This is a genomic window from Pseudomonas sp. TH37, assembly GCF_016650735.1.
Classification (GTDB): Bacteria; Pseudomonadota; Gammaproteobacteria; order Pseudomonadales; family Pseudomonadaceae; genus Aquipseudomonas; species Aquipseudomonas farris.
Map to the genome: position 1 here is coordinate 456,287 of NZ_JAEKFD010000001.1, position 23,917 is coordinate 480,203.

Sequence of the window (23,917 nt, forward strand, 5' to 3'; positions counted from 1 at the left end):
ACTTACTTGGCAGCGGAACCTGCAGCCTGCAATGCATGCCGGTCACGACGCTTGTTCTTGATGCCGTAGCAGACCCACATGAACGCGACCCACACCGGAATCGCGTACACCGAGATCTGGATGCCCGGGATCAGCAACATCACGCCGAGGATGAACACCACGAACGCCAGGCAAACATAGTTGCCGTACGGGAACCACAGAGCCTTGAACAACGGCGTCTGTTTGGTCTTGTTCATGTGCTGACGGAACTTGAAGTGCGAGAAGCTGATCATCGCCCAGTTGATCACCAGGGTGGCAACCACCAGCGACATCAACAGTTCCAGCGCGTTTTGCGGGATCAGGTAGTTCAGCAACACCGCGATCAACGTCACAGCGGCCGACGCCAGGATCGAACGCACTGGCACACCACGCTTGTCGATCTTCGACAGGGCCTTCGGCGCATCGCCCTGCTCGGCCATGCCCAGCAGCATGCGGCTGTTGCAGTAGGTGCCGCTGTTGTACACCGACAGCGCCGCGGTCAGGACCACGAAGTTGAGGATGTGCGCGGCGGTGTTGCTGCCGAGCATCGAGAACACTTGCACGAACGGGCTACCGCTATAAGCGTCGCCGGAAGCATTCAGGGTTGCCAACAGACTGTCCCACGGCGTCAGCGACAGCAGGACCACCAGCGCACCGATGTAGAAAATCAGGATCCGGTAGATCACCTGATTGATGGCTTTCGGGATCACGGTTTTCGGCTTGTCGGCTTCGGCTGCGGTGAAACCGAGCATTTCCAGGCCGCCGAAGGAGAACATGATGATCGCCATGGCCATCACCAGACCGCTAACACCATTCGGGAAGAAGCCGCCGTGTTCCCACAGGTTGGTCACAGAAGCTTGCGGGCCGCCGTTGCCGCTGACCAGCAAGTAGCTGCCCAGGGCGATCATGCCGACAATCGCCACAACCTTGATGATCGCGAACCAGAACTCGGCCTCACCGAAAACTTTGACGTTGGCCAGGTTGATCAGGTTGATCAATACGAAGAATCCGGCTGCCGATACCCAGGTCGGGATGTCCGGCGCCCAGTAATGGATGTATTTGCCGACCGCAGTCAGCTCGGACATGCCCACCAGGATGTACAGAATCCAGCAGTTCCAGCCCGACAGGAAGCCGGCGAAACCGCCCCAGTATTTGTGGGCGAAGTGACTGAAGGAACCGGCGACCGGCTCTTCAACGATCATTTCGCCCAGCTGGCGCATGATCATGAAAGCGATGAAGCCGCAAATGGCGTAGCCGAGAATCATCGACGGGCCGGCGGATTTGAGCACGCCGGCCGAGCCGAGGAACAACCCGGTACCGATCGCGCCACCGAGGGCGATCAGTTGAATATGGCGATTTTTCAGGCCGCGTTTCAGCTCGCCTGAATGCGAGTTTTGTCCACTCATGAAAAGGGTCTCACGCAAGGTTTGATGATGTTCAGTAGACGTTGCTGCTCGGTTGCGATTTCAAGCAGCGCCGATCAAACCCCAGCGCAGGCACCAGGAGTTCAGCGTTTTTACGACAGTCATGCGTCACCTGTTTGTTTTTATCTGTGACGAAATCGAACCCGACACGCTCGTGACGCGGCGGAGTGAACAAGGCGGATAGCCTTGAGGTTTGCGCTGTTGCGCAGAGGGTCACAGTTAAAACGCGGCGCATTGTACACCTGTAACCCCCTGCTGCCAGACACCGCTGGATCAGCGCGTCGGTTGCCGGGATTGCCTGTGTCCGCCTCGAGGGTCTCGGGCGACTGCAAAAATTGAGTCAGACCTTTGCAGGTCATCGATAGGGGCAACGGAAAAATCGCCCCACAGGGGAGAGATGGAGATGAGTCACGGCGTTCATTGCGCCTCCTTCTTGTTATGCACCTGCACGACAGGCATGGGGCGCATCTCACCCTTCATACGCTGCTGAAACAAGCGTGCCAGAGCCCTTGAAGACTACAAACCCGGCGGCTGGCGGAAGGTTTTCCTTACAGACCTTTCCCTCGCGGCATTCCACGGGGTTTGAGAGCACTTTCCGTAAGGTTTTATTGACAAGGCGTAACGTAAATTTTCCAAATCAGATCAAAAGGCCCGCTGACTGTAAATTGACGATAGGAAGCTTCCTAAGGAAATTCCCTGCTTAGTTTTCTGTTTTTTATTAAGAAAATGGGCTTTCGAAAAATGGAATAAATAGTTCAAATGAAAATTGTTTAACTATTTTTTTGCATTTTAAAAACCTGTGAACTAGGTTTTCAGCGACTTGCCGAGCCGCATCGACCGGCACGTTGACGCGCTCTTCAACGAGTGAAAAGCACGCCACTGCTCTTATCAAAAGTGTTCTTACCGAAGCTGTTCTTACCGAAGAAATCATCTAGGAGATTGAGACCATGCAAGCACTGGACAAAGACTTGGACACTGAACTGCAACTGGACGATTGGTTTGAAGCACCGACCCATGATGCCGCCGTCGAAATGATGCAAGCCGACGCGGTTGTTCCGTTCGGCACGGCGATGTGGCCTCTGTAAGACATCCCGGCAGGCACGATCCGGCCGGTCGTGCCTGCCACTTTCTCGGTTTGTCAGGGAGGACTACATGGATAAGCAACGCGCCATCTCGCATTTCCTTTACTACCTCGAACATCACCCTGCCGTTGCCGGTATCAATCCGGCGAAGGTCTTGCTCGGCCATACCGCTGATTACGAGGCACTGACCGGCGCCATCGCCGAACAGGCCGGTAACAGCCCACGGTTCAGCTTCAGCGCGATGCGCCTGGACCTCGAACCCACCGAATTGTTGACCCAGGCGATTGCCGACAGCGATCTGTACATTTTCTTCTACGACTCTTCCACCCTGCCCAACCCGCGTCCCGATGGCCCGGAGTTTGTCCGCGCGCTGCAAGGCGTGATGGCGGAGAACTGGAAGAAGTCCTTGCTGTTCAAAGATTACGGCGATTACTTCTACGACACCTTCAGTGTCACCCCGCAGCGAATTGCCGGGTTGAACAGCCATTTGATCCAGCGCATGTCCCACGCCACCACCCTGAGCTTCAAAGATGATCATGGGTCGTGGTTCGAAACACCTTTGAGCAGTATCAAGAAGTGGACCGACATCAACGGTATCGGCAACTTCGACCTGGCGCCCGGCGAGATCGCTACTCATAGCGAGGCCATTAATGGGCGGGTAAAGTTTATGGGGACTTTCCTCAGCACGATTCCGTTTGCCCGCAAGTACGGCGTATTGGCGTCACCACTGGAGTTGTGGATCGAAAACTCCACCATCAGCAAAATCGCCACCGACGTGCCGGGGCTGGAACATGACTTCAACAAGTACCTGGACGCCAATCCGTCCAATCGGCGAATCGAGGAGCTGGGGATCGGCACCAACGAAGGCGTGAAAGATTTGTATGCGCGCAATGCCGGGTTCGAGGAGCGCCATTGCGGCTTGCACCTTGGGCTGGGCGGTGGCGCCAAGGGTAGCCATCATTTGGACCTGATTTTCTCCAGTGGCGTGTTGGCGCTGGATGATGACCCGCTGTTTGATGGACGGTTTGTGTTTTAAACAACACCTACCCCTGTGGCGAGGGAGCTTGCTCCCGCTCGGCTGCGCAGCAGCCGCAAAACCTGCCGACGCGGTTTACCAGACATAACGAGGTGAATATTTCTGGGGCCGCTTCGCGACCCAGCGGGAGCAAGCTCCCTCGCCACAGATTTATCTGCTTTCTGAAAACCGGTTTGCCAGCCAAAAAAAAACGCCATCCAGAGGGATGGCGTTTTTCATGCAGCGCTTACCGATTACTCAGGCTTGCGACGACCAAAGCCCGGACGCTGGCCGGAACCGGCTGGCGCGCCGCGGCGTTTGCCCGATGGCGCGTCACGGTCGACCAGCACGATGCCTGGGCGTTTCTTCGGCGCTGGCTTGGCCGGGCGCTTGGTATCAGCCGGGCGGTCTGCCACGGGCGTACCACGACCGGCAGGCGCGCCGCGATCGCTACGACCACCGGACGGAGCACCACGGCCTTCACCGCGCTCAGTGCGACCGTTAGCCGGACGCGGCGTACGTGGACCGCGCTCGCCGTCCTGACGTGGTGCTGGCTTGCGGGCCGGACGTTCGCCTTCGATCTGTGGTTCGCGGGATTCGCGCGGGCTGGCAGCGGTCGCACCGGCGGCTGGACGCAAGGTACGCACGCGTTCGGTCTTGCCCACCGGACGGGACGATTTGCGCTGCATACGCTCAAGCTTGTCTTTGCTCTTGGCGTTCATTTGCGGCATCGCCACCGGGGTCAGGCCGACTTCAGCACTGAGAATGTCGACTTCGTACTGGCTCATTTCGCGCCAGCGGCCCATCGGCAGGTCGGAGTTGAGGAACACCGGACCGAAACGCACGCGCTTCAGGCGGCTGACCACCAGCCCTTGGGATTCCCACAGACGACGGACTTCGCGGTTACGACCTTCCATCACCACGCAGTGGTACCAGTGGTTGAAACCTTCGCCACCCGGAGCCTGTTTGATGTCGGTGAACTTGGCCGGGCCGTCTTCGAGCACCACGCCTGCCTTCAGGCGTTCAATCATCTCGTCGTCGACTTCGCCACGTACACGTACCGCGTATTCACGGTCCATTTCGTAGGATGGGTGCATCAGGCGGTTGGCCAATTCACCGTCGGTGGTGAACATCAGCAAACCGGTGGTGTTGATGTCCAGACGACCGATGTTGATCCAGCGACCTTCTTTCGGGCGCGGCATCTTGTCGAACACGGTCGGACGACCTTCCGGGTCGTTACGGGTGCAGATTTCACCGTCGGGTTTGTTGTACATGATCACGCGGCGTACCGACTCGGCGGCTTCTTCGCGCTTGATCACCCGGCCATCGATGGTGATGGCGTCATGCAGGTCGACGCGCTGGCCGAGGGTGGCGTCTTTGCCATTGACCTTGATGCGGCCATGGCTGATCCAGGCTTCTACGTCACGGCGCGAGCCGACGCCGATACGGGCGAGGACTTTTTGCAGTTTTTCGCCTGCAGGGCCGATTTCCTGGTCGTCTTTCTGGTCATTGATACTCATCTGGGCACCTCCCGGTGTGGTCTGTTCAGGCTTTTGCCTGAAGCGATGTAAATCTGGGTACTTTTTGAAGAACTTGGGCGAAGCGATCGCCGAAGGGTCGCGAATCATACGCTCATGGAGACGTTCGCGCATCAGAGACTAGCTGATCAATGAAGACTTACTTGATTTTCCGCCGACCGGTGGCACCAATTTCGACTGCAGTCGTCGATGAATTTGCAGACTCATCAAATACTCCAGTCAACACAGCCCGCTCCCACAGGGATTCCTGTTGCCCGCAGGATTTGGGTCAATCTTCGAACTGACGGCGCTCAGCTTCGATCGCTTCGGCGAGGGCCTTGGCTTCGGCTTCTTCGTCGGTCAGCTCGGGCTCGGGTTTCGACTGTTCGAGAGCGGCGACAGCGGCCAGGAGCTTTTCGCGAGCTTCGGCAACGCCAAGAATGTCATCTTCCTGTTCTGGTTCGACTTCGGCTTCGGCTTCAGCTTCAGCTTCAGCGTCAACCTGAGGTTCAACTTCGATTTCAGGCTCGGGTTCTGCCAATTCCCCTTCGCCCTCGGTCACCGCCCCATCCCGCAGCAAATCATCGAAATCGGTCTTGAGCCCCTCTTCCATGGTGTCCAGTTCCAGCAACAGTGTGTGAAAACTGGTTTCTTCCTTGGGTTCCTCCGGTTCAGCGCTGGCGTCGGCCAGTTCCTGCAAGCCTTGTGGAACCGGCGCGTCGTCGAAATCGAGGACAGGATCAGGTTCCAGCTCACGCAGTTCGGCGAGCGGCGGCAGGTCGTCGAGGTTTTTCAGGTTGAAGTGGTCGAGAAACGCCTTGGTGGTGGCGAACATCGCGGGTTTGCCGGGTACGTCGCGGTAACCGACGATGCGGATCCACTCCCGTTCCAACAGGGTTTTCACGATGTGGCTGTTGACTGCCACGCCGCGCACGTCTTCGATCTCGCCCCGGGTGATCGGCTGGCGATAGGCGATCAGCGCCATGGTTTCGAGCATGGCGCGGGAATAGCGTTGCGGCCGCTCTTCCCACAAACGTCCTACCCATGGCGCGAACTTTTCGCGGATCTGCAGGCGATACCCGGAGGCGACTTCCTTCAACTCGAAAGCACGGCCATCGCAGGATTTGGCCAGAATCGTCAGCGCTTTCTTGAAAACAGGTGGCTCGGGCCGCTCGCCTTCTTCGAAGAGTTCGAACAGGCGTTCAAGCGATTGCGGTTTTCCCGAGGCCAACAGAAAGGCTTCAAGCAGTGGCGCCAGCTCGCGGGGTTCAGTCAGGTTCATGATTCAACTCGTTATTCGGCTCGGGCCCGGACATGGATCGCCGCGAACGGCTCATTCTGCACCAGCTCGACCAAGGATTCCTTGACCAGTTCGAGGATCGCCATAAAGGTCACCACCACCCCCAGGCGCCCTTCTTCAGCGGTGAACAGCTCGACAAACGGCACAAAACCGCCGCCCTTGAGCCGTTCCAGCACATCGCTCATGCGCTCGCGGGTGGACAGCGCTTCACGGCTGACCTGGTGACTTTCGAACATGTCGCCACGGCGCAGGACCTCGGCCATGGACATCAGCAACTCTCCCAGGCTCACATCCGGCAACAGTTTGCGCGCCCGGGCTTCCGGGGCATCGAGCTTGGGCACCACCACGTCGCGGCCGACGCGGCTCAGGCCATCGATGCCTTCGGCAGCAGCCTTGAAGCGTTCGTACTCCTGCAAGCGGCGAATCAGCTCGGCGCGAGGATCGTCCTCTTCGTCTTCAATCGTTTCGGCACGGGGCAACAGCATCCGCGACTTGATCTCGGCCAGCATCGCGGCCATCACCAGGTACTCGGCGGCCAGCTCCAGGCGCACCGACTGCATCAACTCGACATAGCCCATGTACTGACGGGTGATTTCCGCCACCGGGATGTCGAGGATGTTGATGTTCTGTTTGCGGATCAGGTACAGCAGCAAGTCGAGCGGGCCTTCGAAGGCCTCAAGGAATACCTCGAGCGCATCCGGCGGGATGTACAGGTCCAGCGGCATTTCCATGACCGCCTGGCCATAGACCATGGCGAAAGGCAGTTCTTGTTGGGCGCCGGCCTGGCTGTCGACGGGTTCTACTGCAGACATCTAGGCCTCGGCCATGAAAGGCGTAGGGTCGCCGCAACCGACGCGGATGACTTCCGGTTCGCCGTCGGCGAGGCTGATCACGGTGGATGCCTTGATCCCACCGAAACCGCCGTCGATGATCAGGTCGACCTGATGCTCGAGCAACTGGCGCATTTCGTAAGGATCGCTCAACGGATCGGTGTCGCCAGGCATGATCAGGGTCACGCTCATCAGCGGCTCGCCGAGTTCTTCCAGCAATGCCAGGGCAATCGGATGGCTTGGCACACGCAGGCCGATGGTGCGTTTTTTCGGGTGCAGCAACAGCCGCGGGACTTCGCGGGTGGCGTTGAGAATGAAGGTGTAAGGGCCAGGCAAGTGAGCCTTGAGCACACGGAAGGTGCCGGTATCGATCTTGGCAAACAGCCCCAACTGCGACAGGTCGCTGCAAATCAGCGCGAAGTTGTGCTTCTCATCCAGCTGACGCAGCCGGCGCACGCGCTCCACGGCGTTTTTATCGCCGATCTGGCAACCAATGGCGTAGGAAGAGTCTGTGGGATAAATCACCACCCCGCCGTTGCGGATGATCTCGACAGCCTGTTTGATCAGGCGCGGTTGCGGGTTTTCCGGATGAATCTGGAAAAATTGACTCACATTCTCTACCTGTTCAGACGGCGGCAATAATTGGGTCATGTTTGAATCGACACCACAGTGGTGGCAGATCCTCCGGGAGCGGGCGGTACTCACCGATCTCGGACCAGCCTCCAGGGCCATGAAAATCACTGCCGGCGCTGACCAGCAGACCAAACTCGCGGGCTAGAATCGCCAGGCTGCCCACCTGTTCGGCGGGTTGATGGCCATTGACCACTTCTATCGCGTGGCCCCCTGCTTGAATATAGTCGGCAATCAGGCGACGACGCTTGCTACGAGTGAAATCGTAGTGCCAGGGATGCGCCAGGCTGACCCAGGCACCCGCGGCGCGCAGGGTTTCGACGGTGTCCTCCAGGGTCGGCCAGTGTTGTTTGACGTCGCCCAGTTTGCCGGCGCCCAGCCATTTGCGGAACGCTTCGGCGCGATCCTTGACGAAACCTTCGCGCACCATCCAGTCGGCAAAATGCGGGCGGGCCGGCGCATTACCGCTGTCGCCCAGCTCCTGTTGAATGGCCCGGGCGCCGTCAAGCGCCCCCGGCATGCCTTTCAACGCCAACTTGCGGCTTATTTCTTCGGACCGTAGCCAGCGGCCATCGTGCAATTTTGCGATGGCCTCGACCAACGGCGCCGCATTGACGTCGAAACCGTAGCCCAAAACGTGAATGGTCGCCCCGCCCCAGGTGCAGGACAATTCGACGCCATTAACCAGTTGCATCCCCAGCGCCGTCGCGGCGCTACGGGCCTCTTCAAGGCCTTCAAGGGTGTCGTGATCGGTCAAGGCCAGGACTCGCACGCCTTTCTCGAACGCACGCGCAACCAGTACCGCAGGCGCCAGGGCGCCATCGGAAGCCGTGCTATGGCAGTGCAAATCAACATTCACAGGACTGTGTAACCTCAAATCAGCTGACGCTATCGCGCGTCAATATGTTTGTTATTATGCCGCCACATCCTGCTTCTGGCTGCCACTGTGAAACAATTCATCGACTTCATCCCGCTTCTGCTGTTTTTCATCGTCTTCAAGATCGATCCACGGATCGTCGACATCGGCGGTTATCAACTGTCTGTCGGTGGTATTTACAGCGCCACCGCAGTGCTGATCATCAGCTCCCTGGTGGTTTACGGCACGCTGTTCATCAAGCAGCGCAAGCTGGAGAAGAGCCAGTGGCTGACCCTCATCGCCTGCCTGGTCTTCGGTAGCCTGACCCTGGCGTTCCACAGCGAGACCTTCCTGAAATGGAAAGCCCCGGTGGTCAACTGGCTGTTCGCCCTCGGGTTCATCGGCAGCCACTTCATCGGTGATCAACTGTTGATCAAACGCATCATGGGCCACGCACTGACTCTGCCGGAGCCGGTCTGGACCCGTCTGAACATCGCCTGGATCGGCTTTTTCCTGTTTTGCGGCGCCGCCAACCTGTTCGTTGCGTTCACGTTCCAGAGCTACTGGGTCGACTTCAAAGTCTTCGGCAGCCTGGGCATGACGTTGCTGTTCCTGGTCGCCCAGGGCATTTACCTGTCCCGCCACCTGCACGATGCCGACACCACAACGCCAAAAACCGAGGACTGACATGCTTTACGCAATCATTGCCACAGACGTCGCCAACTCCCTGGAAGCCCGCCTGGCCGCACGGCCTGCGCACCTTGAGCGCCTGCAAGTGCTTAAAGGCGAAGGTCGTATCGTACTGGCCGGCCCGCACCCGGCGGTCGACAGCAATGATCCGGGCGCTGCGGGTTTCACCGGCAGCCTGATCGTCGCCGAATTCGATTCGCTGAGCGCCGCACAGGCCTGGGCCGACGCCGATCCGTACATTGCCGCAGGCGTCTACGCCAACGTTTCGGTCAAGCCGTTCAAGCAAGTCCTGCCGTAAAGCCCTCCCGCGCGATGAGCCTTGTCGGCTCATCGCGCGTTCAATCGCTCATTATTCTTGTTTACCGGCCGACAACCTGCCCAATACTCGTATTGGAATCAGGAGTTGCGATGCGCAAAGGTCCGTTGTGTCTGATGTTGGTGACGTTGTCGATCATGGCGCCCGCCCATGGTGAAGAAAGCGCCAATGGCGGTAGTTCGACGCCGCTGTCCTTGAGCGCCGGCAGCCAGATCACCGAGTTGCAGCAGCGCTTGAAGGCAAGCGAACAGCAACGAGAAGAATTGAGCAAACAACTGCAAAATGCCGATAGCGAACGCGAAAGCGCCCAGCTGAGCCGGTTGCGCCAAGAGAATCAGCGCCTGAAGCTGCAACTCAAGGAAGCCCAAGCCAGCAGCCCGCTGCCACGCCTGCTGACAGATCAGCAGCAATGGTTCGTTATCGGTGCCGCAGTAGCGCTATCGGCCCTGCTCTGCGGTATCTTCGCCAGTGGTGCAACCAGAAAACGTCGGCAATGGCTAAATTGAGTGAGTCATGAGCGAGCTGTTATTAATTGATGATGACCAGGAGCTGTGTGAGCTCCTGAGTAGTTGGCTGAGCCAGGAAGGCTTTCAGGTCCGTGCCTGCCACGACGGCCAGAGTGCTCGTCGCGCACTGGCTGAAACGTCCCCCGCGGCCGTGGTGCTGGACGTGATGCTGCCGGATGGCAGCGGCCTGGAACTGCTCAAACAACTGCGCAGTGACCATCCGGATTTGCCGGTGCTGATGCTTTCGGCTCGTGGCGAACCGCTGGACCGCATTCTCGGCCTGGAACTCGGTGCCGATGATTACCTGGCCAAACCGTGCGACCCACGGGAACTGACAGCCCGCCTGCGCGCGGTGTTGCGCCGCAGTCATCCGACGGCCGTCTCCAGCCAGCTCGAATTGGGCGATTTGTGCTTCAGCCCGGTGCGTGGCGTGGTCAGCATCGATGAACAGGAATTCACCCTCACCGTCTCCGAAAGCCGTCTGCTCGAAGCCCTGCTCAAGCAGCCCGGTGAACCGCTGGATAAACAGGAACTGGCGCAAATCGCCCTCGGTCGCAAACTGACCCTGTACGACCGCAGCCTGGATATGCACGTGAGCAACCTGCGCAAAAAAATCGGCCCGCACCCCGACGGCCGCCCACGCATCGTTGCCCTGCGCAGTCGCGGTTACTACTACAGCCTATGAAACTGACGCGATCCTTTGTAGCAGCTGTCGAGCCCCAGCGAGGCTGCGTTCGGCTGCGGAGCAGTCGTAAATCCTGTCGGCGCAGTTCAACTGGAACACCGAGTGAATGATTTTCACGACGGCTTCGCCGCCGAACGCAGCCTCGCAGGCTCGACAGCTGCTACGAGGCTTGTGTTTGTCAGCAAGGTAGAGAATCGTCTTTACCCAAGCTTTACGCTCCGCTGACCGCCGCTGACCTTGATCTCCGTAATCTGTACTCATCCGGAACGTACCGGGAATGAGACAAGGAGATACACCATGCGCAAGACTCTTATCGCTCTGATGTTTGCTGCCGCCCTGCCGACCGTTGCCATGGCCATGCCTGAAGGCGCAGGTCCGATGGGTGACCACATGGACGGCTCACGCCACGGCGGTCAGATGCACGGCATGCACGGTAAAGGCCCTTACAGCCAGCTGGACCTGAGCCGCGAACAGCGCGAGCAAATCCGCAAGATCATGGGCGAGCAGATGCATGAGCGTCAGCAATTGGTCGACAAGTACCTGGAAAAACTCTCGCCAGCCGATCAGAAAGCCCTGAAAGACGAGATGGCGGCCAAGCACAAGAAAGCCGAAACCGACGTTCGCGCACTGCTGAAACCGGATCAACAGAAGCAATTCGACGAGATCCAGAAGAAAAAGGCTGAGCGTCGCGCCGAATGGGCCGAGTTCAAGGCCTGGAAAGCGCAGCAAGCGCAAAAAGCGCAATAATGCGCTAACCCTGGACCCAACGGCTAAACCCCGTTGGGTCTGTTGCCACTCGATTTAATGTGGGAGCGGGCTTGCTCGCGAAGACGGCGTGTCAGACGGTATCAGTGCTGTCTGGCACACAGCCTTCGCGAGCAAGCCCGTTCCCACATGGATTGCGTTTGTTTGAGGATTTTCTGTGCGCTCATTGTTCTGGCGTATCCTGGCCAGCTTCTGGCTGGCCATCGCTCTGGTTGCAGGGCTCTCCATTCTGCTCGGGCACATGCTCAACCAGGACGCGTGGATTCTCAGTCGCCACCCGGGCCTTAACAACCTGCCCGAACAGTGGACGCAAACCTACGAAAGCCAGGGAGAAGAAGCCGCCCAGGACATTCTGGAGCAGCGCAAGCGCCAGTATCACATCGACGTTCAGGTGCTCAACGAAACCGGTGACCCGGTGGTACGCGGCACCTTCCCGCGGCGGGCGGCGGCCTTCGAAGCCCGACAGAACAATGACGATCGGCGCCTGCCGTGGCGGCGTCTGACCGATGAATACACCAGCGCCAAGACTGGCGACACCTACCTGCTGATCTACCGCATTCCGCACCCGGAACTGGACGCCTGGCACCGTGAAAGCCTGCTCTGGCCGTTGAGTGCGCTGGGTATCGCGTTGGTGGTGCTGACCCTGTTCAGCCTGTTGGTGACCTTTTCCATCACCCGACCGCTGAGCCGTTTACGAAGCGCCGTGCATGACTTGGGGCAGACGACGTATCAACAGAACAGCCTGGCTCAACTGGCCAACCGCCGCGATGAGTTCGGCGTGCTGGCCAACGACTTCAACCGCATGGGCGCGCGCCTGCAAAGCCTGATCGGCAGCCAGCGGCAATTATTGCGGGACGTGTCTCACGAGTTGCGCTCACCCTTGGCCCGACTGCGCATTGCCTTGGCGCTGGCCGAGCGGGCCAATCCTGAGGAGCGGGAAAAACTCTGGCCACGCCTGACCCGTGAATGCGATCGACTGGAAGCGCTGATCAGCGAAATTCTGGTACTGGCACGCGTCGACGCCGATAACGCCAGTGCTGAAGAAGTCGATCTCAACGCGCTGCTCAATACCCTGCAAAAAGATGCTCAGCTGGGCTCGCCCGAGCAGAACGTGCGCCTTGAGGCCGAGCCGCAACTGAACCTCAAAGGCTGGCCGACCATGATCGAGCGCGCCGTGGACAACCTGCTGCGTAATGCCCAGCGCTTTAACCCGGTCGGTCAACCGATCGAAATGCAGGCGTTGCGTCAGGGCGACAGGATTGTGGTCAGCGTGCGCGACCACGGCCCCGGCGTAGAGGCCGAGCATTTGAATCAGTTGGCTGAACCGTTCTATCGAGCACCGGGGCAGACAGCGGCCGGGCATGGCCTGGGGCTGGCCATCGCGCGCCGTGCGGCGGAGCGGCATGGCGGCAGTCTGGTGCTGGCCAATCATCCGCAGGGCGGGTTTATTGCCAGCCTGGAATTGCCGTTGGTGCCGGGGGCGGTGGTGCAGCCGTAAATTCGGTGGTGATGCAAAAGATCGCAGCCTCGTTTCACTCGACAGCTCCTACAGGGATATGCGTACATCTGTAGGAGCTGTCGAGTGAAACGAGGCTGCGATCTTTTGATATTCAGGCCTTACCGGGCCAGGCGCTAACGAACTCGGTCAAATCAACCTTCTCCGCCACACGCGGTTCTTTCTGCGGCGTGCCAAGGTAAAGAAACGCAATCACCTCTTCCCCTTCCGCCAGCCCCAAACCTTTAGCCACATGCGCCGAATAAGCCAGCTCACCGGTGCGCCACACCGCGCCAATGCCTTGCGCATAGGCCGCCAGCAAAATCCCGTGAGCTGCACAACCGGCCGCCAATAGTTGCTCGGACTTGGGATACTTGTCGTGCTCCTGCAAACGCGCAATCACCACAACCACCAGCGGCGCACGCAACGGACCGTTGCGCGCCTTGTCCAGCAAGGCCTCGGACACATCACTGTCTTGCAGCTTCGCGGCTTCGGCCAGCAACTCGCCCATTTGCTCGCGCGCCGCGCCTTCGACTGTCAGGAAGCGCCAAGGCTGCAAGTGGCCATGGTCTGGCGCGCGCATCGCGGCGGCAAACAACACTTCCCGTTGCTCGGCAGTGGGCGCCGGATCGAGCAGTCGTGGGACGGAAACACGGTTGAGCAAAGCGTCGAGAGCCTGCATCGGCCACCTCCTGTAGAAAATGTTTGGCTATTCTAGCGAGAACCCGCCCGGGCTGCCGGTTTACATGCCCTGCCTCGCAGGTAGAATGGCGCCCTTCTTACTATCAACCCGAGCGGACTTCATGGCGTTGCCGACCTTACGGATCATTGGTTTCATCATCGGCATCTTCCTGATCACGCTGGCCATCGCCATGGTCGTGCCCATGGCCACCCTGGTGATCTTCGAACGCACCAGCGACCTGCCGTCGTTCCTCTGGGCGAGCATGATCACCTTCGTCGCCGGCCTGGCCCTGGTGATACCGGGGCGCCCCGAGCACATCCATCTGCGCCCGCGAGACATGTACCTGCTGACCGTCAGCAGCTGGCTGGTGGTGTGCATCTTCGCCGCCCTGCCGTTCCTGCTGACACAGCACATCAGCTACACCGACTCGTTCTTCGAAAGCATGTCCGGCATCACCGCCACCGGTGCGACGGTGCTCAATGGCCTGGACAACATGTCTCCCGGCATCCTGATGTGGCGTTCATTGCTGCACTGGATCGGTGGCATCGGCTTTATCGGCATGGCGGTAGCGATTCTGCCACTGCTGCGCATCGGTGGCATGCGGCTGTTTCAGACCGAGTCGTCGGACCGTTCCGAAAAGGTCATGCCCCGTTCGCACATGGTGGCGCGTTTGATCGTTGCGGCCTACGTCGGCATCACCATTCTCGGCAGCCTGGCGTTCTGGTGGGCTGGAATGAGCCCGTTTGATGCCATCAATCACGCGATGTCGGCGATTTCCACCGGCGGTTTCTCCACCTCCGACCAGTCCCTCGCCAAGTGGCCGGAACCTGCGGTGCATTGGGTCGCCGTCGTCATCATGATTCTCGGTGCCCTGCCGTTCACCCTGTATGTCGCCACGTTGCGTGGTAACCGTCGGGCTTTGATCAAGGATGAACAGGTTCAAGGCCTGCTTGGCATGTTGCTGGTGACCTGGCTGGTGCTCGGCACCTGGTACTGGTGGACTACTCAGCTGCATTGGCTGGAAGCCTTGCGGCATGTGGCGCTGAACGTGACGTCGGTAGTGACCACCACCGGTTTTGCACTGGGGGACTACAGCCTCTGGGGCAACTTCTCACTGATGCTGTTCTTTTATCTGGGGTTTGTTGGCGGCTGCTCGGGTTCGACCGCCGGCGGGATCAAGATTTTCCGTTTTCAGGTTGCCTACATTCTGCTCAAGGCCAACCTTAACCAGTTGATTCACCCGCGTGCGGTGATCAAGCAGAAGTACAACGGCCACCGTCTCGACGAAGAGATCGTGCGCTCGATCCTGACCTTTTCGTTTTTCTTCGCCATCACCATTTGCGTCATCGCGTTGCTGCTGTCGCTACTGGGCGTGGACTGGATGACCGCGCTTACCGGCGCGGCCGCCACGGTGTCTGGCGTAGGCCCGGGGCTTGGCGAAACGATTGGCCCGGCGGGTAACTTCGCCAGCCTGCCGGATGCCGCGAAATGGATTCTCTCGTTCGGCATGCTGCTGGGCCGGCTGGAGATCATTACGGTGTTTGTTCTGTGTATCCCGGCGTTCTGGCGTCACTGATCGGCAGGGACGCTTCCATCAGCCGCGTCCGGTATTCGCCGGGAGTGGAATCGAACCAGCGGCGGAAGGCGCGGAAGAAGTTGCTCGGATCGGCAAACCCCAGCAGGTAGGCAATTTCCAGCAAGGTCATGTTCGGTTGCGCCAGGTATTGCTCGGCCAGTTCACGTCGGGTGTCATCCAGCAACGTCTGAAAACTCGTGCCCTCTTCCTGCAAGCGACGCTGCAAGGTGCGTTGCGACAAGTGCAGCGTCTGGGCCACAGCATCGCGCTTGGGTTCGCCCTGGGGCAGCAGACGGCATAACACCTGCCGTGCCTTGTGGGTCACGCGGCTCTCGGAAAACCGCGCCAGATACTCGCCGGCAAACCGGTCGTGCAACCGCGCCATGGCCTCGTTGGCGGTGGGCAGCGGTGCCTCCATGTCGACGCGCTCGAAGATCAAGGCGTCGTAGGGCGCGTTGAACATCAACGGGGCATGGAAGGCTTGTTTATAGGGTTCAAGATCAACGGGGTCATCGCCTTGCAGCAAGACCTTGCGCGGCTGGAGCGTGCGGCCGGTCAGCCAGCCGCAGAGTGCCAGGGCGCAGGCCAATGATGCTTCGGCACTCTGCCGGGTCGGCGGCAGGTGATCGCCATGGACCGTCAGAATCAGCGCATAACCCTCATCCAGCAATCGGAAACTCAAGTCGGCACTTTCGGCGATGATTCGCTGATAACGCACCAGACGTTGAAAGCCTTCAGCCAGGGACTGGCTGGACATCAAGGCATAACCGGTGACATGAAAGGACGCCGGTCGCACCACCTTGCCCATATTCAGGCCGATCGCCGGGTTACCGGACTGCTCGACCGCGCGCTGCCAGAGCCGCGTCATGGAATCTTGGGGGAAGCGCGCATCCGGATCATCCAGTGCCGCATAGTCGAGCCCTAGCTGCTTGAACAGAACCCGGCAATCCAGGCCGTCCATTTCCAGTGCTTTGACAATCCCCATCGCCCAGCTTGCAGAAGTCGTTCGTTCGCTCATGGCGTTTACTACGTGATGGCCGCATGCCACGACCCAAGACCCAAGGATAGTAAAGTGGCGCCTATTGTCACTGGCTGATACCAATGATCACTCTAGACTTAAATAAGCTACCCGCAGAACAACTTGTCGCGTGAACAGCCACCACAGAGATCGCAGTCGTGGAAAACATCAAACGCTTCAACAATTTCGCTGAGTTTTACCCGTATTACCTCAGCGAACATCGCAACAGCACCTGTCGACGATTGCACTTTGTCGGCACCTCTCTGGTTATTTTCATTCTGGCGCTGACCATCGGCAACGGCGCGTGGTGGATGTTGCTGGCCCTGCCGCTGGCCGGTTACAGCTTCGCCTGGGTCGGGCATTTCTTCTTCGAGAAGAATCGTCCTGCCACCTTTCAGCATCCTCTTTACAGCCTGCTCGGCGACTTCGTCATGTACCGCGACATGATTCTGGGTCGCGTGGCGTTCTAGGCTCCATTGGCCACAAAAGCGTTTTGAGCAGCCAATGCAGCCTTGGATCCAAGTCCTACACTCAATACATCCCTTTCGATCAGAACAAGAGGATAGCCGATGAATGTCCATGCCCGTTTTACCCATATGCAGGACGGGACGCAGGAAGACTGGGCGATCATCGCCGCAGATTTCAGCGCCTATGCCCGGCAATTGCCCAAACGGATCGTGGCGCACCTGAAGTTACTGGAGGGGGATTTTGGCGGTTTCCCGGTGGATCGCCTGACCCACTCCCTGCAAACCGCCAGCCGCGCCTGGCGCGATGGTCGCGACGAAGAATACGTGGTCTGCGCCCTGCTCCATGACATCGGCGACACACTGGGCTCCTACAATCACCCGGACATCGCGGCGGCGATCCTCAAGCCGTTCGTCAGCGCCGAGAACCTGTGGATGGTGGAGAAGCACGGGATTTTCCAAGGGTATTACTTCTTTCATCACCTGGGCATGGACCGGCATTTGCGCGAGCAATTCAGCAGTCATCCGCAGTATCAGCCGACCATCGAATTTTGCGCCCGGTACGATGCGGCGGCGTTTGATCCGGCGTACGACACGCTGCCGTTGAGCTTCTTCGAACCGATGGTGGAACAGCTGTTTGCGCAGCCGAAGAACTCGATTTACAAGGCGGCGATGGAAGAGCACGCGCCGGCCTGACAGGTCTCAGGGGACCGCTTCGCGATCCATCGAGGGCAAGCCCGCTTGTATGGTAGGACTTGAAGGGAGGAGGAGGGACAAAGCCCGATTCTGACTGTTAGCGCAGTACAGATCCGTGGGAGATTTCGCCCCTCCTCCTTTCACCCAAGCGCCGATAAAGAATGCATCTGGCTAGACCGACGATAGGAACAAGCCTGCGCCTCTGGGTGAGCCCTTCAAGTGCTCAAAACCATATCCCGGAGGAAATCCAATGGCAATGCCGGTTTCTGTCACAAAGCCGATCGTAGGCGTGGATGTCGCTAAGAACGAACTGGTGATCTATCACGCCGAACTTGACCTGCTTGAAGAGATCCCCAACAACAAAACAGCCATCAAGCAATGGTTGAAGGCCTTGTCGGGGGCCGTCGCTGTAGCCATTGAGTCGACCAATATCTATCACCTGGAGTTCGCCGATCTGGCCTATGAGGCCGGCTGCGTGATTTACATGGTGGGTGGCTATGAACTCAGCCATTACCGCAAAGGGGTGAATATCCGCGCCAAAACCGATGCGCTGGATGCCCGACTGCTCGCTCGCTATCTGAAGAACGAAGGTGATGATCTTCACCCTTGGACCCCGCCATCACCGCTGTACCGCCAGCTCTTGAGCCTTTTTCGTCGTCGCGCAGCCTTGGTTCAGGCGCGGGTCGGTCTGGTGCAAAGCTGGGCGAATGAGCCGCTGCTGAAATCTGCTTTCGCCGAGCAAGTGAAGTCCATGCAAAAGCTTGAAACGCTGGTCGAAAAGACGATTAACGATCGTCTGAAAGAAGCCGGTTTGCTCGGTCAGTTGAAGCGTTGCCTGAAAGTTGAAGGCATTGGATTTCTGACCGGAGCCCGTTTGCTTACGACGTTTCAGAGGGGCGAGTTCAGAAGCGCGGATGCGTTTATCGCCTTTCTGGGGATGGATTTGCGAGTGTCGAAGTCAGGACAAAAAGACGGTCGCCGGAGTTTGACTAAGCGAGGTGACCCGGAAGCCCGCCGGCTTCTGCACAACGCAGCCATGTCGGCCAGCCGTACGTCAGCCTGGAAAGGCTTTTACGAAGAGCAAAGAGCTCGAGGCTTCAGCACCACTCAGGCGCTGGTGATACTGGCTCGCAAGCTTGCTCGGATCGTATTCGCTCTACTGAAGGGGCAGAGCGAATACCAACCAAAAGCCAGTTGAGGGCTTCCCCTCAACCATAGAATCTCCCACAGGTTTTTGCAGTGTTCAAAAAGTTGTGCACCACCACAATCCTGCGGGAGCGGGCTTGCCCGCGATGGGGTCGGCCAATACACCTGTGTTTTAAGCCGACTCCGCGACCTTAACCGCCTTCACCTCGGCCTCCCGCGCTTGGGCATCGGCCAACCGATACAACTCGATCGACCCATCCCAATGCTCGATCAGCGCCGTGCACGACTCCACCCAATCCCCGCAATTGAGGTAATCCACCTCGCCGACCTTGCGAATCTCGGCATGGTGAATGTGCCCGCACACCACCCCGTGCAACTCGCGCTTGACGCATTCGTGGGCGATGGCGTCTTCAAAATCGCTGATGAAACTGACGGCGGTCTTGACCTTGTGTTTGAGGTACGCCGACAGCGACCAGTAGCCGTAGCCATAACGGGCACGCCAATGGTTGAGCCAGCGGTTGAGCGTCAGGGTGAATTCGTAGGCCGAATCGCCAAGAAACGCCAGCCAGCGGTGGTAGCGGGTAATCACGTCGAACTGGTCGCCATGAATCACCAGCAGATGACGGCCATCGGCGGTCACGTGCACCGCTTCGTCCACCAACTGGATATTGCCCAAAATCAGCTTCGAATAACGGCGCAGGAATTCGTCATGGTTGCCGGTGACGTAGATCACTTCCGTGCCGCGCTTGCTCATGGTCAGCAGGCGACGGATTACATTGGTATGCGCCTGGGGCCAATACATGCCACTGCGCAGTTTCCAGCCGTCGATGATGTCGCCGACCAGGTAAACCTTGTCCGCATGGTAGCCCTTGAGAAATTGCGACAGGTGTTCGGCCTGGCAGTCCCGGGTGCCCAAATGCACATCGGAAATCCACAAGGTCCGCACACGTTGCTTACGGCTGGGTTTGGCGAGCTCGGCGCTGGTCATGGGCAACCCTCAGGACAAGTTTTGGCAAGCTTGCGCCGGTCGGGTGAATTGCCCATGACAGTGGCAAGTCAGTCTTGTGACAACGCGAGTCGGCCCGTACCCGGTGTAGACTGGCGACCTGCACAGGAGACCTGCGATGAGACCGATCCTCACGCTACGCCAGTACACCCACGACCTGATCGTCCACAGCCACGACCACGCGCAACTGGTGTTCGGGCTGTCGGGCGCGCTGGATTTCGAGGTCGACGGTCGTGGCAGTCAGGTGGTGCAACAGAGTTTCGTAGTCGTGCCGTCCGGTTTTCATCATGCCTGCGGCAGCGCCAACGGCAGTCGTTGCCTGGTGCTGGATGTGCCGAGCGACCAATGGGTTTCGCAGTCCCTTGGCGATCACGCCGAGGCCAGCCGCCGCATGCTCGACAACGCTGGGCGCCTGCCCCTGGACGCCGGGCAAAGCCAATTGGTCAGTTGGCTGGCGGGGAGTCAGGTCAGTGATCCGCTGATTGCGCAGCAAGGTGCAGTGCTGTTGCTGGCCAGTTTGAACAACGCCAAACCCGACAGTGTGGGCGGTCGGCGTCTGCCTTATGCGGCGCTGAATGCACACATCGATCAATACGCGGCCTATCCACTGCAAGTCGCCGATCTGGCGCGCATTGCCGGGCTGTCCAGTGCGCGATTGCATGCACGGTTCGTGGTGGAATGCGGGCAGACGCCGATGGACTACATTCGCAGTCGTCGGCTGCACATTGCCGTGAGCCTGTTGCGCGATTCGGCGTTGCCCATTGGCGAAATCGCCTGTCGGGTCGGTTACAGCTCGCAGAGTGCGTTCGCCGCGGCCGTGTTGCGCGAGTTCGGTGCCTCACCCGGTAAATTGCGCCGCGAGGCTGGCGACAAATGACGCGAGTCTGGCGACAGACATAATCGGCTCAGCACGATTCAATGTAGGAGCTGGCGAAGGCTGCGATCTTTTGACCTTGATCTCCAAAAGCAAGATCAAAAGATCGCAGCCTTCGGCAGCTCCTACAGGGGCCGACGGTGTTGTCGGCCGGATTCGATACGTTTATCAAGGATTGCAATGACTCCCCGTACCGCCCTTGGCGCTCTGCATATCGGTGCACTGATGTTCGGCCTGACTGGCGTATTCGGCAAACTCGCCGCTGCCTCGCCGGCCATCATCGTGTTCGGCCGTGCTGCATTTGCCGTCCTCGCCCTGACGTTTTTCGCACGGTTCGCCAGCAATACCCGTTGGCAGAAACTCGACGCCGCAGACCTGCGTCGCCTGCTGCTCAGCGGCTTGCTGCTGACCGGGCACTGGGTGAGTTTCTTCATCGCGGTGAAGGTGGCCGGAGTGGCGATCGCGACCCTGGGTTTTGCCAGTTTCCCGGCGTTTACCGTGATCCTCGAAGGACTGATCTTCCGCGAGCGCATCCGCGTCAATGAAATCCTGCTGGTGGTGCTGGTCAGTATTGGACTGGTACTGGTCACGCCGGATTTCGATCTGGCCAGCGGCGCCACCACTGGCCTGTTGTGGGCGGTGGCTTCCGGCTTGCTGTTCACCCTGCTGTCTCTGACCAACCGCGCCAGCTCCGGACGAATTCCGCCGGTGCAGGCTGCTCTGTGTCAGAACGTGGTGGTTGCGATCTGCCTGCTGCCGGTGGCGGCGCCGCAGTTGAGCGAAGTGCGCGCCATCGACTGGTTGTGGATCGGACTGCTCGGGGTGTTCTGCACCGGCGTCGCCCACAGCCTGTTCGTCGCCAGCCTGGCGGTGATCAAAGCCCGGACTGCGTCAGTGGTGTTTGCTCTGGAGCCGGTTTACGGCATCACTCTGGCTTGGCTGTTGTTTGATGAAAACCCGACCCTGCGCATGTTGATCGGCGGCGCACTGATTATCGTGGCTATCGTGGTCTCGAGCCGGTTGTCCGGCAGTTCAAGCAAGAATGCCGTGGCGGCAGAAGCTGCGTTTCACTGAGTGCGATCGTTGTGGCCCAGGTCGCGGTCCGGATCGATCTGATCGCGGACCCGCTGCTTGAGCACCTTGGCCTCGGGAAAACCACCGTCGGCCTTGCGCTCCCAAAGCTGCACATCGTCACAGAAAATGTGAAAAACCCCGCCGGTGCCGGGCACCAGAGACACTTTGCCCAGGTCATCGCCGAAGGTGCTAAGCAGTTCCTGGGCTAGCCAGGCGGCGCGCAACAGCCATTGGCATTGCGTGCAATAGGTGATGACGATTTCCGGTTTACGTGCGGTCATGGTTGGCAAAGTTCCTGAGCCTGAGGGGCAATAGCGGTAAAGTGCGCCTCAGCGTCGGTGTTAATGATGCGGACGAACAGGCGGTTTCACAGGAGCGAGGCCAGGTGTTATCGAATACCGGCCAACAGCGTCCGGGCCGTCTCCTTGAGCGGTTCATCGCCTTCCTTGAGTAGCTCGTTGAGCAACTCGATGGCGCTGTCCAGATCGCCGTCGTCGATGCAGGTCTGGGCCTGTTCGAGTTTGCCCGCGCTGCTCGGCCCGGCCGGCTCAAGATCCATCAATTCGGCATTCAGCGGCTCAAGCTCCAGCGGCTGGCCGGGATCACTGAATTCGTTGAGAAAGGTCTCGTCCAGAGATTGAGCGTCAGGTTCGGCGATCCATTCAAGCTCGGGTTCGTCCAGCGTCGGCTCCTCGGGCATTTCGAAAACATCGGGCAACACATGCAGATTCGAGGTGAACCCGGGGTCGTCTAGCTGCGCAGGCTCATTCGACGGTTTGGAGCTGGATGATGGGTTTTCGAAGGGGCTGATCAGATCCCAATTCGAATCCATCGACAGGTCATCGAGGTTCAACTGGAACTCATCGCTCGGTGCCGCTTCAGGGATTGCAGGCGTGGGCGGCGCCACTGCCACGGCAGCGACCACCGGTGCGGCGCTGATCAGTTTCGGATGGCGGGCGCGGATGTCCTGAAGTTGCTGTGCATCGAACCCGGCGTCTCGCAGGCTACTTTCTTGCGCATCATAAGCTTGGACGTCGCCCTGTTTACCGAGGACTTCCAACAACTGCACAGCCAGATCGGTGCGCTGAGGTTCCCTGACCAATGCATCTCGCAACAAACCGGCCGCCTCGGACAAACGGCCATACGCCAGATAGATACCTACCCCTTCCAGCACGTCGCCTGCGGGAATCTCTTCGGCCGCTCCGGCTAGCGGTTGCGGCCGGGGCGCCGGACTGACCGGTTCTGTTGCGCGGCTGAGCACCGGTTCATGACGCGACGGCAGCACGGGTAACGGCTCGGACTGGACCTGAGCCTGAACCTGCTGTCGTTGATGGCGAATGAATACTGCGAGCAATACCAACGCCACCAGTGCCAGCAACCCGAGGATCAGCAGCCACGGAGTCGGTTCAGACTCCTCTACTACAACGGGCACCGGTGCCGTCACCTGGGGAGCAACCGGCTCTACCGATGCCTGTTTGACTTCCGCCAATTGGGTTTGCAGCTCGATCATCTGCTTTTTCTGGCCGGCGATCTGTTCGTCCTGAGCCTGAAGTTTCGCATTGAGTTCATCGATGGTCTTTTGCAACTGTTGGTTCTGCAGCACGCTGGCGGCCAGTTGCTCGGCAACAGCATTATTCGCAGGCGCGGCAGCTGGTTTATCGACATCAGGCTTGGGCGTCGCCGCCTTCGCAGCAGGTGGCTGTGCAACAGCCGGTTCGACGGACGGGAACGGGGAAGACTGAGGGCGCGGCGCGGGGTCGTCGTTGACGGGAACAATTCCCGGCGAACCCGGCGGATCGATCAGCACTGTGTACTCGTGCAGCAAACGCCCGTTGGGCTGATTGAGCTGCACCAGAAAATTCAGGAAGGGTTCCTTGACCGGTTTGCTGGAAGTCACCCGGATCAGGCTGCGGTTGCCCCGCAGGATCGGTGTGAACTTCAGGTCGTTGAGGAAGAATGCCCGTTCGACGCCGGCACGACTGAACTCGTCCGCCGTCGCCAGGCTGACCGATAGCTCGCCCTCTTCCAGACCACCGGCGTCCACCAAGGCAATGTCGGCATTGAACGGCTGATTCAACGCCGAATGCTGGGTGATCTCGCCCAACCCCAGCGCAGGGGCCAATGCCGAGTAAGTGACGGCACCACCGACCAGCAGCAGTCTGGTGCAACACCGCAAAATAACGTGCCAACTCTCGAGCATGAGCATCCCTTAGATAACCAGAACCAACCTGTACGTATTCGCACATCCGGTA

The 23,917-nt window shown here is 59.2% G+C and carries 25 protein-coding genes; 14 read left to right on the plus strand and 11 right to left on the minus strand.

Annotation, left to right across the window (positions count from 1 at the left end):
• Window positions 1-2: 2 nt before the first annotated feature.
• Complete coding sequence (locus JFU11_RS02165) at window positions 3-1,424, minus strand: amino acid permease (RefSeq protein WP_201059598.1); 1,422 nt, start codon at window positions 1,422-1,424, stop codon at window positions 3-5.
• A gap of 965 nt (window positions 1,425-2,389) precedes the next feature.
• On the opposite strand from JFU11_RS02165, the gene JFU11_RS02170 reads away from it, so the two are divergent.
• Together JFU11_RS02170 and JFU11_RS02175 are read left to right on the plus strand one after the other, a co-directional pair.
• The gene (locus JFU11_RS02170) at window positions 2,390-2,527 is read left to right on the plus strand and encodes a hypothetical protein (protein WP_038979531.1); all 138 of its coding nucleotides are present in this window, start codon (window positions 2,390-2,392) and stop codon (window positions 2,525-2,527) included.
• Window positions 2,528-2,594: 67 nt separating this feature from the next.
• Window positions 2,595-3,560: a leucyl aminopeptidase gene (locus JFU11_RS02175; RefSeq protein WP_123720663.1), complete on the plus strand. Its 966-nt coding sequence runs from the start codon at window positions 2,595-2,597 to the stop codon at window positions 3,558-3,560.
• Window positions 3,561-3,793: 233 nt separating this feature from the next.
• Here the strand turns inward: JFU11_RS02175 and rluB are convergent, their stop codons facing one another.
• From rluB to JFU11_RS02200, 5 genes are all read right to left on the minus strand, one after another.
• Window positions 3,794-5,059: a 23S rRNA pseudouridine(2605) synthase RluB gene (rluB, locus tag JFU11_RS02180; protein WP_123360728.1), complete on the minus strand. Its 1,266-nt coding sequence runs from the start codon at window positions 5,057-5,059 to the stop codon at window positions 3,794-3,796.
• Between the two features lie 286 nt (window positions 5,060-5,345).
• Window positions 5,346-6,338 carry an SMC-Scp complex subunit ScpB gene (gene scpB, locus JFU11_RS02185; RefSeq protein ID WP_201059600.1) on the minus strand — a complete coding sequence of 331 codons (993 nt, stop codon included), beginning with the start codon at window positions 6,336-6,338 and terminating at the stop codon, window positions 5,346-5,348.
• An 11-nt stretch (window positions 6,339-6,349) separates the two neighbouring features.
• Window positions 6,350-7,108 carry a ScpA family protein gene (locus JFU11_RS02190; protein WP_177319506.1) on the minus strand — a complete coding sequence of 253 codons (759 nt, stop codon included), beginning with the start codon at window positions 7,106-7,108 and terminating at the stop codon, window positions 6,350-6,352.
• 60 nt (window positions 7,109-7,168) lie between these two features.
• The gene (locus JFU11_RS02195) at window positions 7,169-7,798 is read right to left on the minus strand and encodes an L-threonylcarbamoyladenylate synthase (RefSeq protein ID WP_123721235.1); all 630 of its coding nucleotides are present in this window, start codon (window positions 7,796-7,798) and stop codon (window positions 7,169-7,171) included.
• A 13-nt stretch (window positions 7,799-7,811) separates the two neighbouring features.
• On the minus strand, window positions 7,812-8,675 hold the full coding sequence (locus JFU11_RS02200) for a PHP domain-containing protein (protein WP_201059602.1): 864 nt from the start codon (window positions 8,673-8,675) through the stop codon (window positions 7,812-7,814).
• A gap of 87 nt (window positions 8,676-8,762) precedes the next feature.
• Here JFU11_RS02200 and JFU11_RS02205 point away from each other — a divergent pair, with 87 nt between their 5' ends.
• The 6 genes from JFU11_RS02205 (at window position 8,763) to JFU11_RS02230 (ending at window position 13,132) form a co-directional block, all read left to right on the plus strand.
• Window positions 8,763-9,359, plus strand: a complete 597-nt coding sequence (locus JFU11_RS02205; protein WP_008010987.1) for a septation protein A — start codon at window positions 8,763-8,765, stop codon at window positions 9,357-9,359.
• Between the two features lies 1 nt (window position 9,360).
• Window positions 9,361-9,660 carry a YciI family protein gene (locus tag JFU11_RS02210; RefSeq protein WP_008156126.1) on the plus strand — a complete coding sequence of 100 codons (300 nt, stop codon included), beginning with the start codon at window positions 9,361-9,363 and terminating at the stop codon, window positions 9,658-9,660.
• Window positions 9,661-9,770: 110 nt separating this feature from the next.
• Window positions 9,771-10,184 carry a translation initiation factor 2 gene (locus JFU11_RS02215; protein ID WP_123720659.1) on the plus strand — a complete coding sequence of 138 codons (414 nt, stop codon included), beginning with the start codon at window positions 9,771-9,773 and terminating at the stop codon, window positions 10,182-10,184.
• 7 nt (window positions 10,185-10,191) lie between these two features.
• Window positions 10,192-10,869, plus strand: coding sequence for a response regulator transcription factor (locus JFU11_RS02220; RefSeq protein WP_008010984.1), 678 nt, complete (start codon window positions 10,192-10,194; stop codon window positions 10,867-10,869).
• Between the two features lie 297 nt (window positions 10,870-11,166).
• Entirely contained in the window at window positions 11,167-11,616 is a 450-nt protein-coding gene (locus tag JFU11_RS02225) for a Spy/CpxP family protein refolding chaperone (RefSeq protein ID WP_123720658.1), read from the plus strand.
• Window positions 11,617-11,791: 175 nt separating this feature from the next.
• Window positions 11,792-13,132, plus strand: a complete 1,341-nt coding sequence (locus JFU11_RS02230; RefSeq protein WP_123720657.1) for a HAMP domain-containing sensor histidine kinase — start codon at window positions 11,792-11,794, stop codon at window positions 13,130-13,132.
• Between the two features lie 112 nt (window positions 13,133-13,244).
• Here JFU11_RS02230 and JFU11_RS02235 read toward each other — a convergent pair whose 3' ends face one another.
• On the minus strand, window positions 13,245-13,811 hold the full coding sequence (locus JFU11_RS02235) for an NAD(P)H nitroreductase (protein ID WP_123720656.1): 567 nt from the start codon (window positions 13,809-13,811) through the stop codon (window positions 13,245-13,247).
• A 121-nt stretch (window positions 13,812-13,932) separates the two neighbouring features.
• Here JFU11_RS02235 and JFU11_RS02240 point away from each other — a divergent pair, with 121 nt between their 5' ends.
• Entirely contained in the window at window positions 13,933-15,387 is a 1,455-nt protein-coding gene (locus JFU11_RS02240) for a TrkH family potassium uptake protein (RefSeq protein WP_052966756.1), read from the plus strand.
• Here the strand turns inward: JFU11_RS02240 and JFU11_RS02245 are convergent.
• Window positions 15,344-16,405 carry an AraC family transcriptional regulator gene (locus JFU11_RS02245; RefSeq protein ID WP_201059604.1) on the minus strand — a complete coding sequence of 354 codons (1,062 nt, stop codon included), beginning with the start codon at window positions 16,403-16,405 and terminating at the stop codon, window positions 15,344-15,346. The two genes, JFU11_RS02240 and JFU11_RS02245, sit on opposite strands and share 44 nt — an antisense overlap.
• Window positions 16,406-16,563: 158 nt before the next feature.
• Between JFU11_RS02245 and JFU11_RS02250 the strand changes: the two genes are divergently transcribed.
• From JFU11_RS02250 to JFU11_RS02260, 3 genes are all read left to right on the plus strand, one after another.
• Window positions 16,564-16,875, plus strand: coding sequence for a DUF962 domain-containing protein (locus JFU11_RS02250; protein ID WP_052966758.1), 312 nt, complete (start codon window positions 16,564-16,566; stop codon window positions 16,873-16,875).
• Between the two features lie 99 nt (window positions 16,876-16,974).
• On the plus strand, window positions 16,975-17,565 hold the full coding sequence (locus JFU11_RS02255) for a hypothetical protein (protein ID WP_201059606.1): 591 nt from the start codon (window positions 16,975-16,977) through the stop codon (window positions 17,563-17,565).
• A 250-nt stretch (window positions 17,566-17,815) separates the two neighbouring features.
• The gene (locus JFU11_RS02260) at window positions 17,816-18,763 is read left to right on the plus strand and encodes a transposase (protein WP_201059608.1); all 948 of its coding nucleotides are present in this window, start codon (window positions 17,816-17,818) and stop codon (window positions 18,761-18,763) included.
• A gap of 120 nt (window positions 18,764-18,883) precedes the next feature.
• Here JFU11_RS02260 and JFU11_RS02265 read toward each other — a convergent pair whose 3' ends face one another.
• Window positions 18,884-19,699, minus strand: a complete 816-nt coding sequence (locus JFU11_RS02265; RefSeq protein WP_201059610.1) for a UDP-2,3-diacylglucosamine diphosphatase — start codon at window positions 19,697-19,699, stop codon at window positions 18,884-18,886.
• Window positions 19,700-19,835: 136 nt separating this feature from the next.
• On the opposite strand from JFU11_RS02265, the gene JFU11_RS02270 reads away from it, so the two are divergent.
• Both JFU11_RS02270 and JFU11_RS02275 read left to right on the plus strand, forming a co-directional pair.
• Window positions 19,836-20,594 carry an AraC family transcriptional regulator gene (locus tag JFU11_RS02270; RefSeq protein ID WP_123720652.1) on the plus strand — a complete coding sequence of 253 codons (759 nt, stop codon included), beginning with the start codon at window positions 19,836-19,838 and terminating at the stop codon, window positions 20,592-20,594.
• Between the two features lie 177 nt (window positions 20,595-20,771).
• Complete coding sequence (locus tag JFU11_RS02275) at window positions 20,772-21,665, plus strand: DMT family transporter (RefSeq protein WP_201059611.1); 894 nt, start codon at window positions 20,772-20,774, stop codon at window positions 21,663-21,665.
• Here JFU11_RS02275 and JFU11_RS02280 read toward each other — a convergent pair.
• Window positions 21,659-21,946: a SelT/SelW/SelH family protein gene (locus tag JFU11_RS02280; RefSeq protein WP_007895010.1), complete on the minus strand. Its 288-nt coding sequence runs from the start codon at window positions 21,944-21,946 to the stop codon at window positions 21,659-21,661. The two genes, JFU11_RS02275 and JFU11_RS02280, sit on opposite strands and share 7 nt — an antisense overlap.
• A 107-nt stretch (window positions 21,947-22,053) precedes the next feature.
• Window positions 22,054-23,865 carry a FimV/HubP family polar landmark protein gene (locus JFU11_RS02285; RefSeq protein ID WP_201059612.1) on the minus strand — a complete coding sequence of 604 codons (1,812 nt, stop codon included), beginning with the start codon at window positions 23,863-23,865 and terminating at the stop codon, window positions 22,054-22,056.
• Window positions 23,866-23,917 lie beyond the last annotated feature (52 nt).